This window comes from Novosphingobium fuchskuhlense (genome assembly GCF_001519075.1).
Taxonomy (GTDB): Bacteria; Pseudomonadota; Alphaproteobacteria; order Sphingomonadales; family Sphingomonadaceae; genus Novosphingobium; species Novosphingobium fuchskuhlense.
Window position 1 is genome coordinate 665,544 of sequence record NZ_KQ954245.1, and the last position, 15,431, is coordinate 680,974.

Annotated in this window: 10 protein-coding genes; 2 read left to right on the forward strand and 8 right to left on the reverse strand. The window is 67.1% G+C overall.

Going from position 1 to position 15,431, the window contains the following annotated elements; genetic code table 11:
- Positions 1–94: 94 nt before the first annotated feature.
- Positions 95–1,321 (forward strand): bifunctional glutamate N-acetyltransferase/amino-acid acetyltransferase ArgJ, encoded by a 1,227-nt coding sequence (gene argJ, locus AQZ52_RS12875; protein WP_067911374.1) that lies wholly within the window; start codon positions 95–97, stop codon positions 1,319–1,321.
- Positions 1,322–1,353: 32 nt separating this feature from the next.
- Complete coding sequence (locus AQZ52_RS12880) at positions 1,354–2,121, forward strand: inositol monophosphatase family protein (protein WP_067912165.1); 768 nt, start codon at positions 1,354–1,356, stop codon at positions 2,119–2,121.
- Positions 2,122–2,246: 125 nt separating this feature from the next.
- On the opposite strand, the gene AQZ52_RS12885 is transcribed toward AQZ52_RS12880, so the two are convergent.
- The 8 genes from AQZ52_RS12885 to AQZ52_RS12920 form a co-directional block, all read right to left on the reverse strand.
- On the reverse strand, positions 2,247–3,878 hold the full coding sequence (locus tag AQZ52_RS12885; protein ID WP_067911377.1) for a M20/M25/M40 family metallo-hydrolase: 1,632 nt from the start codon (positions 3,876–3,878) through the stop codon (positions 2,247–2,249).
- A 73-nt stretch (positions 3,879–3,951) separates the two neighbouring features.
- The gene (trxA, locus tag AQZ52_RS12890; RefSeq protein WP_067911380.1) at positions 3,952–4,272 is read right to left on the reverse strand and encodes a thioredoxin; all 321 of its coding nucleotides are present in this window, start codon (positions 4,270–4,272) and stop codon (positions 3,952–3,954) included.
- Positions 4,273–4,338: 66 nt separating this feature from the next.
- On the reverse strand, positions 4,339–7,818 hold the full coding sequence (gene addA, locus AQZ52_RS12895) for a double-strand break repair helicase AddA (protein WP_082697931.1): 3,480 nt from the start codon (positions 7,816–7,818) through the stop codon (positions 4,339–4,341).
- Positions 7,815–10,814, reverse strand: a complete 3,000-nt coding sequence (gene addB, locus AQZ52_RS12900) for a double-strand break repair protein AddB (protein ID WP_067911386.1) — start codon at positions 10,812–10,814, stop codon at positions 7,815–7,817. The genes addA and addB overlap by 4 nt, the downstream gene beginning before the upstream one ends.
- Positions 10,807–11,526, reverse strand: coding sequence for a nucleotidyltransferase family protein (locus AQZ52_RS12905; RefSeq protein WP_067911389.1), 720 nt, complete (start codon positions 11,524–11,526; stop codon positions 10,807–10,809). The genes addB and AQZ52_RS12905 overlap by 8 nt, the downstream gene beginning before the upstream one ends.
- Entirely contained in the window at positions 11,523–12,542 is a 1,020-nt protein-coding gene (locus tag AQZ52_RS12910; RefSeq protein ID WP_240481623.1) for an aminoglycoside phosphotransferase family protein, read from the reverse strand. The genes AQZ52_RS12905 and AQZ52_RS12910 overlap by 4 nt, the downstream gene beginning before the upstream one ends.
- On the reverse strand, positions 12,539–12,988 hold the full coding sequence (tsaE, locus tag AQZ52_RS12915) for a tRNA (adenosine(37)-N6)-threonylcarbamoyltransferase complex ATPase subunit type 1 TsaE (RefSeq protein ID WP_067911395.1): 450 nt from the start codon (positions 12,986–12,988) through the stop codon (positions 12,539–12,541). Before tsaE ends, AQZ52_RS12910 begins: the two co-directional genes overlap by 4 nt.
- Positions 12,989–13,001: 13 nt before the next feature.
- Positions 13,002–15,362: a sensor histidine kinase gene (locus AQZ52_RS12920; RefSeq protein WP_067911398.1), complete on the reverse strand. Its 2,361-nt coding sequence runs from the start codon at positions 15,360–15,362 to the stop codon at positions 13,002–13,004.
- Positions 15,363–15,431: the final 69 nt, after the last annotated feature.

The window sequence follows — 15,431 nt, forward strand, 5'->3', positions numbered from 1 at the left end:
GCGGCAGCCGCGTCTGTAAACCGGCAATCGCAACCGATGCGGCAGACACCGCAGCGATTGAAGCGCGCCGCTGCCCGCGCTAGGGCTCGCCGCCATGAGCCACGCTGTCTCCCCCCTCGCCCAGCCCTTCCCCGCGCTTCCTGCCATTGCCGGAGCCACACCCCGCATCGCCCGCGCCGGTTACAAGGACTGGGGCCGCTGCGACCTGACCTTCGTGGAACTGGCCGAGGGCACATCCGTCGCGGGCGTGTTCACCCGCAATGTCTGCTGCTCTTCCGAAGTCGAGCTGGGCCGGCAGAACATTGCCCAGGGCCGCGCGCGGGCGCTGGTTGTCAACGCCGGCAATTCCAACGCCTTTACCGGCTATCGCGGGCGCGAGGCGGTCGAAGCGATCATGGATCAGGTTGCCGGGCACCTTGACTGCCCGCGTGAGCAGGTTTTCGTCTCGTCCACAGGCGTGATCGGCGTGCCGCTCCCCAAGGACAAGGCCCGTGCCGGGATCGAGGCAGCCCTCGTCGCCGGGCCCTGCTCGTGGGAAGACGCGGCCCATACCATCGGCACCACCGACACCTTCGCCAAGGGCGCGACGGCCACGGCCATGGTCGGCGGCGTCAAGATCACGCTCAGCGCGATCATCAAGGGCTCGGGCATGATCGCGCCCGACATGGCGACCATGCTCGGGTATGTGTTCACTGATGCCGCGATTGATCCCGCGTTCCTTCAGACCTGCCTGTCGGACGCCAACCGGCGCACGTTCTCGTGCATCACGGTCGATAGCGACACGTCGACCAGCGACACCGTACTTGCCTTTGCGACGGGCGCTGCAGGCAATGCCCCGCTGGTATCGGTGGACAGCCCCGGCGCGGATGCCTTCGCCGCGGCGCTCCATGATGTGTGCCGCCAGCTGGCCCACCTTGTGGTGCGAGATGGAGAAGGCGCGCAGAAGTTCATTGCCGTCACGGTGAGCGGTGCTGTCAGCGACGAAAGCGCCCGCCGCGTCGGGCTCGCCATTGCCAATTCGCCGCTGGTCAAGACCGCCATTGCCGGCGAGGACGCCAACTGGGGCCGCGTCGTCATGGCCGTCGGCAAGGCGGGCGAACCGGCTGACCGCGACCGCCTCTCCATCGGCTTCGGCGGCACCTGGGCCGCGCGTGAAGGCCAGCCCCTTCCCGATTATGATGAAGCGCCGGTCGCCGCCCACCTCAAGGGGCAGGACATCAGCATCGACATTGATCTCGGCCTTGGCGAAGGCCGCGCGACGGTGTGGACCTGCGATCTCACCCACGGCTACATCGCGATCAACGCCGATTACCGGTCGTGATCGACCGGCTCGATACCGCCATCGCCGCGCTGATGCGGCGCGTTGCCGCCGAGGCGATCCTGCCGCGCTATCAGGCGCTGGCCGAGCATGAAGTGATCGCCAAGGCGGCGAATGACATGGTGACGATTGCCGATACCGAGGCGGAAGCCCTGCTCGCCGAGGGCCTTGCCGCGATCCTGCCGGAGGCCGCGATTGTCGGCGAGGAAGCCGTCCATGCCGATCCTGCGCTTTCCGCGCGGCTCGACAACGGTCTGTGCTGGATCATCGACCCGGTCGACGGCACCAACAATTTCGCCGCCGGCAAACCCCCGTTCGGGATCATTCTGGCACTCAGCGACGGCGGCGAAACGCAAGGCGGATGGATCTACGATCCGCTGCAGGACCGGCTGTGCATCGCACACAAAGGCAAGGGCAGCTTCGTGAACGGGGACCGCGTGACGGCCCGGACGACCGGCAAGACACCGCCGATTGCCGCGATCAGCACGGTGTTCCTTGATCCGGCCCAACGCGCTGCCGTGCAGGCCCGGATCGCGCCGTACTACACGCTGGTCGATATCCCGCGCTGTGCCGCCGAGCAGTATCCACGCCTCGTGCTGGGCGTGAACGACATCTCGGTGTTCGAGCGTACCCTGCCATGGGACCATGCGGCCGGTGTGCTCTTCGTCAACGAAGCCGGCGGCATGTCGGCGCGGCCCGATGGCACGCCGTATCGCACTGACCAGCACGGACAAAAAGGCTTGTTTGCAGCCTCTTCACCCGCGCTGTTCGAAGAATTTGTGAAGCGTAGCAGCGCCGCTTAGCGTACTTTTGCCACGCCGCTCAGGCTGGGACTGTCGAACCATCATGCACGCCGTTCGCGCCGTCACGGTTCGACAAGCTCAGGGTGAGCAGGACGTGCGGCTGAAGTCCCACGCTCCTGCCCGCCTCACTGCGAGGGATCACTGACCTTGAACGGATCGGTCGGCGTCGGCTGGGTCGGCAGCACGGCGCGCGGCAGTTCCTTGTCGCTGTTGGCCGCCTGCCACAGCATCCCGGCCATGATCACCGCCGCCTGCCGCATGTCCTCCGCACGCATGTGATCGACCGTATCGAGGTTCAAGTGGTGGACGCGCGTGTCATAATCGAGCGGATCCTGGATGAACTGATAACCGGGCAGGCCGATTGCTTGCAGGAAAACATGGTCGGTGCCGCCGGTCTTGCTCACCACCAGCTTGTCAGCCCCCAGCATGTCGAACGGGGCGAGCCATTCCTTGAGCAACTTCTCCGCCCCGAGATTGCCTTCGGTATAGATCCCGCGGAACCGGCCCGAGCCGTTGTCCATGTTGAAATAGGCCTTGAGCTGGCCGTATTCGGGCTTCGGTGTGATCGGGAACGCATTGCGCCATGCGACATAGGATTCGTATCCCTTGAGCGAGGGATCGACCGGCCGGGTTGCCAGATGCTGCTCGATATAGGCCCGGCTGCCGAGCAGGCCCTGTTCTTCCCCGCCCCAGAGCACAAAGCGGATCGTGCGCTTCGGTTTCACGCCAAGTCTGGCGATCAGACGCGCCGCCTCCAGCACCGTCACGCTTCCGGCGCCGTTGTCGTTGGCCCCGTCGCCTGCAATCCAGCTGTCGAAATGCGCGCCGGCCATGACATAGCCGGCCTTGGGATCGCTGCCGGGGATTTCGGCCACAACGTTCTCGGCGCGCAGGTTGCTTTCATCATAACGAGCCGCGACGGAAATCGCGATCTCGGGTGCGGCCCCGGTCTTCGCGAGGCGGACCAGCTTGCGGTAGTCTTCCTGCGCCAGTTCGATCGCCGGCAGTGCAAGCGTCTGGCCGGGCTGGAAATCGTAGCCTTCGCCGTGGACGAGCTTGCCGTCGCGGTAGCTCATCTTGACCAGCGCCAATGCACCCTCGGCCTTGAGGAAGGCGGCAAGTTTCCCCTGGAAGCGGCGGTTCCTCACCTGAAGTGCTGCAGCGTCGGGATCGAACACCGGCCTCGTGTAGGCATCGAGCGCGGCGATATCGGCATCGGTATAGCGCTGGAACACCGCGCTCTTGCTCTCGCTCGTCTCCCCGGGGAGCGAGACGAGGACGATCTTGCCCGCAAGTTTGCCCTTCCATTCGGCGAAGTGCTCCTCGCGCGACATCGGGGCGATCACGATCTGACCCTGCACAGGACCCGCGGTCGGGGGCGACCACGCGACGGGGATGGCCGTCAGCGGCAGCGGGCGCGGACTGATCATCGCCACCGAGTAGCTGTCGAGGTTCCATCCCAGCCCGAAGTCGAAGGGTTCGACGTGGATGTTGACCAGACCCCTCTGCTTGAGGAGGTCCATCGCCCAGCGCTCGGCCTTGCGATGGTTTTCCGAGTTGGTGAGGCGCGGGCCGATTCGATCCATCAGCGCGGAGGCGGTCGTCATCGCTTCGCTGCGGTTCATGCCTTCGTCGATGATGCGGGCAATCGCAGCGCTTTCGCCATCGGGCGAGGCGAGCGCAGGAACCGCGGCCGTGCAGCCAAGCAGGCCGGCTACAATCGCATGGGCAAACCGGTGGGCTTTCAAGGTCTTCATTGAATGGAACTCCGGAAGCTGGGGTGCAGACATGCAGTCTTGCACCCCGCTCCGGACTTGCCAAGCCGCTGCCCTAAAGCACGCTCTCCAGCCAGCCCTTGAGCTGGCTCTTGGGTGCAGCGCCCAGTTTCTGCGCCACCGGCTTGCCATCCTTGAAGAGGATGAGCAGCGGGATCGACTGCACGCCGATCTCGCCGGGCACGGTGGTGTTCTCCATGATGTCCATCTTCACGATGGAAACCTGGTCGGCCAGCTCGTCGGAAATCTCTTCCAGCGCCGGCCCGATCATCTTGCAGGGACCGCACCAGTCGGCCCAGAAATCGACGAGGACGGGCTTGTCTGCGCCGAGGACATCGGTGGCGAAGCTGGCATCGGTAACGGCTTTGGTGGCCATATCAGGGCACTCCTTGAGGTTGGATCGGTATGTAAGCGGTTCGGCAGCGGGTGCAAGAAAGCAGCGCTAAAAGGATTCCTGCGCTGCCTGAAGGGAAGGCTTGTGCGCCGCCATCAGCGCCGCCGGGATCGCGATGAGCTGCGGTGTATGGCTATAGAGCAGCGCGGCTTCCACCAGGCGTCCCGGATAGATCACCTCCAGCGCGGCGACATAGGCGGCCATCTGGCGAAGACTGGCAAGCGGCACATCGTCAATCCCTTGCGGCGGCCGCCGGTCGGTCTTGAAATCGACAACCTGCACGCGGCCCTCCTGAAGCAACAGGCGGTCGAGCGTGCCGCTCACGACACGCTCTCCCACCACCGCGGCAATCGGGACTTCGGCGAGCGAGCCGGGCCCGAATACTTCGGCCCATGCGGGCTCCGCCAGCACGCGGATCGCGGCAGCAGCCATGGCGGCCCGATCCTCTGCCGCAAACTCTGGTCCCATCCGCGAGAGCCAGCCAAGTGCCGCCGCTTCCCGGGCTTCCGGTGCCAGTTCGGGCAACCGCTCGATCAGCCGGTGCATCAGCGTCCCGCGCCGCGCCGCCATGCGCGCAGCGGGACCGGGGCGCGAGGGCGGGTCCGAGGCCTCATCTGCCTCGCCAAGCCTCGACGGCGCGAGCGGGCGCGGCGGACGCGGCTCGGCCGGCAGCGGGGCGTCAAGCCACTCGGGCAGGTCGATGGACGGAGCGGGTGGTTGCAGCACGGCCGCAGCGGCTGGCGGCAAGGGTCCCAGACCGCCAAGCTGGCGGGAGGCGCCCCAGATCGGATCTTCACGCCATTCGCCGTCTTCATCCCCGAACAGGGGGGCAAGCTGGGCATACCAGCTTTCCTCGGGCGGGGCCTTGTCGCGGCTGCGCAGCGCGCCGCCGATAAACAGCGCCTCCTCCGCGCGCGTCATCGCGACATAGAGCAGCCGCCAGTGTTCCTCGCGCTCGGCAGCAGCTGCCCGCTCGGCTTCCACGCGCACCGGTCCTGCCTGTTCGGCCTTGCGCAGCGGCGGAAGCGGGACGGTGCGCCGCTCGCCCGCCACGTCCTCGATCAGCGCGAGCTCACGCGTGGCCTGTCCGGGATCAGCAGCGGCATCGGCGAGGATCACGATGGGCGCTTCGAGGCCCTTCGAGCCATGCACCGTCATCACCCGCACCAGATCGGCTTTCTGCCCTGTCTCGCGCTTCAGCTCGCCATCGCCCGCATCGAACCATTGCAGGAAGCCGACAAGGCTCGGTGTCTGCCCGCCCGCATAGGCGCTGGCGGCATTGATCAGTTCGTCGATCGGGTCGTTGACCTCGGCACCAAGCCGCGCAACCAGCCTGCGCCGACCCTGCCACGGCCCCACCAGCAGCCAGTGCAGCAATTGCGCCGGAGTGCCAAAATCGGCCTTCGCCAGCGCGCCGCGCAGCTGCTCCATCGCGGCATGGGTTTCCGGGCCTTCGGTGCTGCGCAGATGATCCCAGAGCGCTGTGCCCTTGGCGCGGTAACCGTGCTGCAACAGCATGTCCTGCGACCAGCCCACCAGCGGCGACACCAGCAGCGAGGCGAGGTTGAGATCGTCGAGGGGCTGGGAACAGAAGCGCAGCACCGCGACGAGGTCCTTGACCGCCAGCGGCGCACCGAGCCGAAGCCGGTCCACGCCCGCCACTGGAACCCCGCGCGCATGAAGCCGCGCCACAATCAACCCTGCCAGCGCCTTCCTGGAACGCACCAGAACCATGATATCGCCCGGTGTCGCACGGCGCGGACTGCCCTTATGCAGCGGAAACCCTGCATCGAGCCATTGGCGCACCTGCAGCGCGATCTGGTCGGCCATCACGCGGTCCGGGCGCGAAAGCCAGGTCTCGGCGCCTTCGTCCCCCTCACCGGCAGGAGCCTCATCTTCTTCGTCCGCCGAGCCGCCGACCGGTTTCCACAGCGTGACCATGCCGGGGCGCGCCTCATCGCCCCGGTGCGGCTCCGGCGCCTCGGGCAGGCCGAAGCGTTCGGTACCAATGGCCTTGATCGCGCGATCGACGAAGGCGAGCACCGACGCAGCCGTGCGGTATGACCGGCCGAGGCCCAGTGGCAGAAGCGCCTTGCCGGGATCGGCTGTCACTGCCGCGAGGGCATCCAGTTCGCGCCGCACGCGTTCCCGGGCAAGCGCGAAATTTTCCGGACTGGTGCCCTGAAAACCGAAGATAGCCTGCTTGTAGTCGCCCACCACGAACAGGGTCCGATTGGCCTCACCGCGCTGCCCTTCGCCGCTGAAGAAATCGCCGACGAGCCCGTCGAGCACGATCCGCCATTGCGCCGCATTGGTATCCTGCGCTTCATCGACAAGGATGTGATCGAAGCGGCGGTCTAGCTTGTAGCGGATCCATTCGGCCGGGGCCTGCCTGGTCAGCAGATCGGCAGCGGCACGGATCTGGTCATCGAAATCAATAAAGCCCTCTCGGACCTTCGCCTCGCCCCAGGCGAGCGCGAAGCGGCGGCCAAGGGTGAGCGCGGGATCGAGGCGGGCGGCCAGATCGATGAGCGCCCGCATCTCCTGCACCCGCTGCAAATCCTCGATCACGCTGAGCTGGTAATCGGCATACTGCGGCTCGTGCTTGATCAGATAGCGCGGCGACTTGGCGCTGCCGTCTTTGTTTACGAACTGACGCGCAAAATCGTCCAGCCCTGCCATCCGAGCTGTCGGCAATGCCTCCAGCCAGTCCTTCATTATCGCTGCGCTGTCGAGCCCGGACTTAGTGCCCCAGCGCCGATTGGCTTCCATGCAGACCTCGACGGCCCGCACGTCGAATACGCTGTCGCGGACCAGATCGGCGAGCCCCGAGCCGTCTTCCTCCGCATCGAGCCCGAGCAGCCGGTTGATCCGCGGACGGAGCGGCGGCTGCCATGCACCCGGGCCCTCCCACAGGTCATGAGCCGAAGCGCAGCGCAGCAGAAAGGCGGGCACGGCGTCCTCGCCCATGCGCAGGCTGAGGTCTTCAAGCGCGTTGAACAGGGCCTCGTCGCCCTGCTGCTGCGCCTCGATCAGCAACGTGGCCAGCACCTCGCGCAGCAGCAGATCGCGGTCGCGGTCTTCCATCGCACGCGTGCCGGGCACCAGCCCTGCCTCCGCCGGAAAGGCCCCGAGCAGCCACTGCGAGAAGGCGTGGATCGTCTCGATCCGCAGGCCCCCGCCCGGACAATCGAGCACTGCGGCAAACAGGCTGCGCGCGCGGGCAACGGTCTGCGGCCCCATAGAGGCACCGATATCGCCAAGCTCGCGGGCCAGTTGGGTTTCTGGCAGGCGCACCCAGCGGGCAAGAACATCGTTCACCCGCGTGGCCATTTCCGCCGCGCCCGCCTTGGTGAAGGTGAGGCACAGGATCTGGTCGGGCGAGACGCCGTCCTGCAGCAGCAGGCGCAGGACGCGCGCGGAGAGAACCTGCGTCTTGCCCGTACCGGCAGAGGCAGACAGCCACACCGTCCGCTCCGGCTGAACGGCAAGGCGCTGGTTGTCCTGCAGCGGATAGACCTGGCTCATGCGGTGCTCGCCTCCCGGCCCTGCCACTCCTCGAGCCGCATGAGCTGGTCATAATCGGTGTAGCCGGGCAGATCCGGATTGGGCCGCGCTGTGAAGGGTTCGTCGCCGAGGATCCACTTGTCGATGGCCTCGGTAAGATAGCGCAGCGTCTCGGGCACAAAATCCTCCCGCGAGAGGCCGGTCTTCTTCTTGCCTTCCAGCACCGGCTCTTCGCAGTAGCCGAAACTGTCCGCCTTCTTCTGCAGCGACCAGTATTCGAAGCGGTGCGCCGTGCCACCAAGTCCCTCGAACCCGCCGCGTTCGGCGATCAGGCCAACCAGCCCCAGCTGCAAGGCAAAACCTTCCTGCACCATGCGTCCCGAAGGCGGCTTCCCCGTCTTGTAGTCGACCACCGCCAGCGTCCCGTCGGCGAGACGGTCGATCCGGTCCGCCCGGCCATGGAGCCTGACACCCTTGATCAGAACCGCACCGGTCTTCTCCCACAGCACCGGCAAACGGCCCTGCAGCGCGAGTTCGGCGTCGTAGTCCTCGACCCACTGCAGCGCCGCCAGCAGGCGCGGCCGCCACAGGCCGCGCATGAACGGGTGTGCGCTCATCGCGGCAAGCTTTTGCTCCGCCAGCGGCAGCAAGGCACCGCGCTGGCTACCGGCATCGTGCCATTGCTTCAGCACCTCATGCACCGCTGTCCCCCGCCACGCCGCCGTGGGTGCGGCATCGAGCAGATCGAGGGTACGCAGCCCCAGAATGGCCTGCGCATAGAACTGGTAAGGATCGCCGCGCAGCCGGTCCAGCGCGGTGGAGGAAATGCTGACCCGCCGCTGCTCGGCGCTCGGCATGGGCGCAGGCTGCGGATACGGCGCGACCGGTGGGGCCGCGTCGACGAGGCGCGCAATGCGCACCGCCCCTGTTTCGCGCTCAAGTTCGCGTCCCAGCATGGCGCGGATGCGCAGGAGGAAGCGCGAGGGAATGACAGGCCCCGCCGCATCGCGTGCGGCATGGCTGAGTACGACTTCCGGCGCGCCAAGCGCGGCGGCCAGATCGTGCGCGGCAAGACCGATGCGGAAATCCGCCCCCGGAATGCCGAGCGCGCGCAGCACGGGCGGAGCGAGCAGCGGATCGGGCGCCGGCGCCGCGGGCCAGGTCCCCTCGGTCATCCCGGCGCAAATCACAAGATCCGCCCGGCTCATGCGCGCTTCGAGCAGACCATAGATCGCGAGGCGCGGGTGCCCGCCATAAGGGGGGCGCACTGCGATCTCGGCCAGCGCATCGCTGAGCAGGGCATGGAGATCGGCGGGTTCCACCGGCAGGGCACTCGCCTGTGCGGCATCCCGCCACTGTTCGACGAACGCGGCCAGCGCGCGGCCGTCCGCCTCTGCCCAGATCGCCGGACCGCACAGCCGCTCCGCCACATCCGCCAGACGATCGAGCCCGATCGCAAGCGAGGGCGGCGCGGCATCATCGACGAGGGGCGCAAGCTCTGTCGCCACCTCGTCCCACCATGCGGCAAGACCGGGATGATCCTTCTCCTTCGCCGCCACCGCGCGGCGGACGGCTTCGAGCCCGGGCCCGGGACGCGGGCCACGCAGGAGAAGATCGAGCTCGCGCACCCGTTCGAGCCACGACGCCCTGCCCTCTCCGCGCCGAACCAGAGGATGGCCGAGCAGCGCCAGCAGCGGCACCGGCGCGGCACTGGTTGCGGCGATCTCAGCCAGTTGCAGCAGCACACGCCCGGCGGGGGTCTGCGACAGCGGGCGGCCTGCCGTGTCGTCGGCGGCAATGCCCCAGCGCTCGAGATGGGCCACAAGCCGCTGGGCAAGATCGCGGTCAGGCGTGATCACGGCGACCCGCTTCTCCGGCACCATCAGAGCTTCGCGCACCAGCACGGCAATTGCCTGCGCTTCCTCTTCCGGATGCGCCGTTTCCATGAGGCGGACGCCTGACAGACGCCGCGCTTCGGGCGGAAGCGAAGCCCATAACGTGCTCGCCTCGGGCGGCAGGAACAGGTTCGAGATGGCGCGGCTGCGTTCGGGTGGGGCCGCTGCGGGGCCGGACCGGTGCCACGCCTGCACTTCCCCGCGCGAAATCCCCATGCGGGCGAGCAGCAGTTTGAGATGGTACTGCGGATGGGTCGCCACATCGCCGCGCCCGAAGACAGGGGCGTCCGGGGTGTCGCCATTGCCGGCCACGCCCAGTGCATCCCAGACGGCATCGGGCAGCGCCAGATCAAGATCGGGGAGGATCACCGCGCCGCGCGGCAGATCAGCAATGCTGCGCAGCAATCGGGCCACGGCGGGTGCCGCAGAAGTAACGCCTGCGGCAACCACGGGATAGGCCGGGGGATTTTCTCGCCAATGCTGCGCAACATGGGAGAGCAGGAGATTGCGGCGAACCGGAGCGTCGATCTCCCCGCGCGCCTCGCAGTGCGCCCGCCACCGTGCGAGCAGACGGGCAAATTGCGCGGTGCCGCGTTGCCAGTGTTCGGCAAGATCGCCAACCAGGCCCACCACCGCGGGATCAAGCAGAGCCTCGAGCGCGACATCTTCCACCGCAAGCCGGTCCATCGCCCGGGCGAGCGCGCGGGCCTGCCGCAGCAATCCCGGCGCAGACGTGGTGCGCGTCTCGGGATCACTGCGCAGCATGTCTGCCAGCGCCAGAACGCGCAGCACAGGATCGGCAGCCGGCGGAAGTTCAGTCCCCTGCCCCAGCGGATCGAGCAGCGGCCCCAGGGTCTCGTCGAGATCGAGATCGCCGACTACCGCCATGCGTGGGAGCAGCAGGCCCCCGCTCCTGCTTTGCTCGTCCCGGCCATCCGCACCACTTGCGCGAATGAACGCCTCGGTGACGATGCGCACCGCGCGGCTGCTCGGCAGCAGCAGCGTCAGCCGGGCCAGGCCGAAGCCTTCCTCGTGATAGCGCGGGATCAGCCCGGCAACGAGCGCGTCGGCAAAGCCGCGGTGCGCGGCAATCGAATAGACGCTCGGCTTGCTGTCAGCCACGCTGCAAGGCGGCTTCGGTCGGCGCGATCATCTGCGGCGCTCCGACTTCGAACCACAGCCCGCTATGCGAGATGCCGTAAAGCCGGCCTTCGTCAATCGCCCGGTCCCACAGCACACCGGTGGAGAACGCGCCCTTTGGTGCCTCGCGCAGCAGGCGGTGAGAGACAATCTGGATGCCGGTGTAGATAAACGGGGCGACGCGGCCCGGCTTGCGACGGGTGATCCGTCCCAGCGGATCGAGATGGAAATCCCCGCGCCCGTTGTAATTGAACGCACGGGCATGGCTGACCAGCAGCAACAGCGCATCCATCTGCGCGGGATCCCATGCATCGCTCAGCGCTGCAAACACGTTTTGCGGGCCATCAAGCCAGACGTTGTCGCTGTTTAGGCAGAAGAACGGATCGGCATCGATCAGCGGCAATGCCTTGACCATGCCGCCACCGGTTTCGAGCAGAGCCTCCCGCTCGTCCGAAATCGCGATGGCCGGCGCGCTGCGCTGCTCCAGATGGGCCTCGATCTGGCCAGGCAGGTAATGGACGTTGACCACCGCGCGCGAGACACCGGCCTCGACGAGCTTGTCGAGGCTGTGATCGATCAGCGGCCGTCCGTCGACCCGGACCAGCGGCTTCGGCCGGGTGGCGGTGAGCGGGCGCATGCGCTTCCCGATCCCCGCGGCAAGCACCATCGCCGCATCGCTTGCGAGCTTGTTCATGCCGCAAACACCCCGCCAAGGCGACCCGATGCCGGATCGCGCAGTTCTGCCGGGATATTGGCATCAAACCATCCTGCCACCGGCGCGAGCGCGGGGTGCGCCAGATCGCGTTCGAGCAAGCTCCACACGCGCGGGATGTAATCGAGATAGCGCGGCTTGCCGTCGCGCCGCCACAGCCGAACGAAAATGCCGACAATCTTGGCGTTGCGCTGCGCGCCGAGCCGCGCGTAGTCCTCAGCAAAGTGCCTGTCTGCGCCGCTTGCCGCAATATAGTGCGCCAGCATCTCCTCCTCCAGCGCAGGGTCGACATCGCGCCGGGCATCCTGCAGCAACGAGACCAGATCATAGGCGGCGTGGCCCACAAGCGCGTCCTGGAAATCGAGCAGGCCCTGCCTGTCGAGCCCGCCTTCAAGCATGATGTTTTCTGCGTGATAATCACGCAGCACCGTCACGCCGGGACGCTGGCGCGACAACAGCGGGCCGAGCACCTGCTCCCAGGCCTGCGTCCAACCCGCCAGATCGACGGAAAGGCCCTGCGCCGGGCAGTACCATTCGACGAACAGCCGCGCCTCGCGCTGGTATTCGGCGAGCGAGTAGAGCGTGAACGGCCCAGCTGGCAGGCGGTGCAACTGCAGCAAGGCCCCGACCGCGTGGGTATAGACCTCGCGCTCGTCCTGCGGCCAGGCATCGAGGTATTCGCGCATGCGCACTTCGCCAAAATCCTGCAGTAGGACGAAACCCTTCGCGGAATCCTCGGCATAGATTTCCGGCGCGCGCAGACCATTGGCGTCGAGCCAGCGGGCCGCGCGCAGGAATGGCTCGGGATCCTCTCCCGGCGGCGGTGCGTGCATCAGCATGGCCGTCTGATCGCTCTTGCGCAGGCGGAAATAGCGGCGGGCCGAAGCATCGCCGGGAATCGGCTCGACCGCGGCGTCAGCCCAGCCTGCGGCGACCAGGAAGGAATCGGCAGCCTCGGGCAACTGGCTTGCTGCAACAGCAGTCTCGGAAGGGGTCACGTCCATCCCCTGCGCTCTAGCCAATCCGGACCGGCTTCGACAATGGCGACGCGCTCGTTTTCGCCGATTTCGAACCGCATCGAGAGGCATCCCGGCTCATGGGCAAAGCCGCCCGCATGCTCTGGCCATTCGGCGATCAAGACCGCATCGGCGCGATAGTCGTCGAGGCCCAGTTCGGCCACTTCCTCGGGGTCTTCGAGCCGGTAGAAATCGGCATGGACCACGCGCAGTCGAAGTGCCGGCGGATCATAGACTTCGATGATCGCGAAGCTGGGGCTTGGCACTTCGCCCGCATAGCCAAGCGCTGAGATGATCGCGCGGGCCATGGTCGTCTTGCCGGCACCAAGGCCGCCGCTCAGCGCGATGACATCGCCCGGATGAAGCAGGCCGGCAATGCGTCTGGCCAGCGCATCGGTGGCGGCGAGGTCAGGAAGGGGCACAATCATGGCCGAAACTCCTTCACGGCAGCGTCACCATGGCACTGGTTCCCTCGCCTTTTTCGGACAATAGCTCGAATGTTCCGCCATGGGCTGCCACCAGTTGGCGCACCAGCGGCAGGCCGACGCCGCCGCGCCGTTCCACCGAGCGACCGTCCGGGCTGATCTTCAGCCCCTCAAGCGCCCGGGCCAGTTCAGCGGGGTCCATGCCCTTGCCGTTGTCGGAGACGACAACCTGCAGCGCGCTCTTGCCGCTCTTCCCGGCCTTGCGGCGTGATGCCTCGACAAGGATGCGCCCACCCTTGGGCGTCGCGGTGATGGCGTTGTCGATAAGCTGGCCGAACAACCGCCGCAGCCGCCGCCGGTCTCCGGTTGCGCTGCCGATGGCGCTGCTGCCGCGCAGGTCTAGCGTTATGCCTGCTTCGGCAAGTCGCTCGGCCCGCTCGCGCACGACATCGCCGAGCAGCGGGAACAGATCGACCGGTTCGGCCGCGAGGGGCAGCGTGCCCGCCTCGCTCTGCGAAAGATCCAGCACGTTCTCGATCTGCTCCCCAAGCCGCTCGACCGAGGTAAGGATCGCGTTGACATACTCATGCGCCTGCGGTGTCAGTTCGCCGGCCATGCCGCTCTGGAGAAGTTCGGCAAAACCGCCGATCGAAGTAAGCGGCGTGCGGAATTCATAGCTCATGTTGGCGATGAAGCGGGTCTTGACCGCATCCGCCTCGACCAGCGCGGCATTGCGTTCGCGCAGCGCCGCCTCGGCCTTTTCGGAATCGGTGATATCGAGCACCGTGAGCAGGCCGTTGCCATCGGGCAGCGGCACCCCGGCCATGGCGAACGAGCGCCCGTCCGCCATGACAATGCGCCCGCTCTGCTGCTTGCGATCGAGCGAGGCGGACTGGATCACCTGCCCGATCGTACTGACCTGCGCCGGGCGTTTGAGCATCTTTGCGATGCGGTTGAGCAGCGCATCCGCACGCGGATGCGTGGCAAGGAATTCCTCTTCAAGGGCCAGCTCGCTGGCAAAGCGCCGATTCCACAGCTGCAGACGGCCATCCGGTCCGAATACGGCCAGCGATTCGAACAGATTGTCGAACGTCGCGGTACGGGTGCGGAGCAAGGTATCACGGGTCGCGGAAAGCTGGAGCTGCTCGGTGCGATCCTCGAAGATCATGAGCAGACCGCCGTCCGGCATCGGCTGGCCTATCACGCGCAAGTGCGTGCCATCTCCAAGGTGCCAGGATTCCTCCCGCGGCTCGCGCGAGAGGAACCAGCCCTGTCGCTCACGCCGCCATTCGGGAAAGTCGCGCACTTCGGGGAGGCGCGCGCTGTCGCGCATGCGGTCAAGCACGCGGTCGAAGGGCGGCGTATCGACCACCCAGGCTTGCGGCACACTGAAGATGCGCAGGAACGGCTGGTTGGCGAAAACGAGGTTTCGCTTCTCGTCGAACTGGGCAATCCCGGCCGAGAGCGTGTCGAGCATCTCGCGCTGAGCTTCCCGGAAGCGGCGGAACTGGCGCTGCAGTTCCTCCATTTCCTCGGTATCGACCGCATAACCGGCGACACCATCCTCGCCGAGCGGCAGATCGGAGACCCGGATCGAGCGGCGCTGTCCGCCGACGGTGGCGGAGACCACGCGCTCGACCGGCAGGCGGCGCGCGAAGACCTGCTCGGCGATCTTGGCCGCACTGACGCCATCGACCGGCTCGATCAGCTCGGTCCCGGCCGACACGACATCCGCCGCATTCGCCGCGCCGACAGCCTTCACATAGGCACTGTTGACAAGCCGCAGCGCCATGTCCGGCCCGCGGAACCACATCGGCAACGGCGCCGCCTCGATCAAACCGGCAAGCGCGGCAAAGTCGGCCCGGGCGGATGCGGCTTCAGCGCGCAGCTTGCGCAGCTCCCCCACGCTTTCGGTGAAGTCGAAGAACCACACCAGCGCGGCGCCGCCCGGCGAGACTTGCGGATCGGCCAGATGCCCCCGCGCACCAAGGCTGCGCCGACCGCCGCGCGGGCTCAGGGCCAATTCGAAGGGCGTGCCGGTCTTCTGCGCCTTGCGCACAGCGTCGCTGAGCTGGGAGAGCTGGACTTCATCGAAGCCGTGGTCGCCCGCATCAAGTTCGCTGAGGAACCCCGGCATCGCATCGAGCCCGAACCAGCCTGCCAGGCGCGAGGGCCCCTCGATTCGTCCGTCCGCCCGGACAAGCAACGGCAAGGCTGGCGCTTCCTCGATCATCCGCGACAGCCGCCGGGCCAGGCGCTGTGTCGCCTCCGCACGGGCCAGTCGGCCGCGCGCGGACAGCACGGCCCAGGCCGCTCCCAGCGTCCAGGCGGCGAGGACCAGCGCGATCAATACAAGGGCAAACGGCGGCAGGACCATCCCTCTCTGGCTAGGGTGGGCCGAGGCAAATTACAATGACGCGTCAGGCACAAGCTGTGGGGTCGCGGC

What these genes read in the sequence shown, in the direction of transcription:
- argJ (WP_067911374.1), top strand. Translation starts at nt 95, where the DNA reads ATGAGCCACGCTGTCTCCCCCCTCGCCCAGCCCTTCCCCGCGCTTCCT.
- AQZ52_RS12880 (WP_067912165.1), top strand. Translation starts at nt 1,354, where the DNA reads ATGCGGCGCGTTGCCGCCGAGGCGATCCTGCCGCGCTATCAGGCGCTG.
- AQZ52_RS12885 (WP_067911377.1), bottom strand. Translation starts at nt 3,878, where the DNA reads ATGAAGACCTTGAAAGCCCACCGGTTTGCCCATGCGATTGTAGCCGGC.
- trxA (WP_067911380.1), bottom strand. Translation starts at nt 4,272, where the DNA reads ATGGCCACCAAAGCCGTTACCGATGCCAGCTTCGCCACCGATGTCCTC.
- addA (WP_082697931.1), bottom strand. Translation starts at nt 7,818, where the DNA reads ATGAGCCAGGTCTATCCGCTGCAGGACAACCAGCGCCTTGCCGTTCAG.
- AQZ52_RS12905 (WP_067911389.1), bottom strand. Translation starts at nt 11,526, where the DNA reads ATGAACAAGCTCGCAAGCGATGCGGCGATGGTGCTTGCCGCGGGGATC.
- tsaE (WP_067911395.1), bottom strand. Translation starts at nt 12,988, where the DNA reads ATGATTGTGCCCCTTCCTGACCTCGCCGCCACCGATGCGCTGGCCAGA.
- AQZ52_RS12920 (WP_067911398.1), bottom strand. Translation starts at nt 15,362, where the DNA reads ATGGTCCTGCCGCCGTTTGCCCTTGTATTGATCGCGCTGGTCCTCGCC.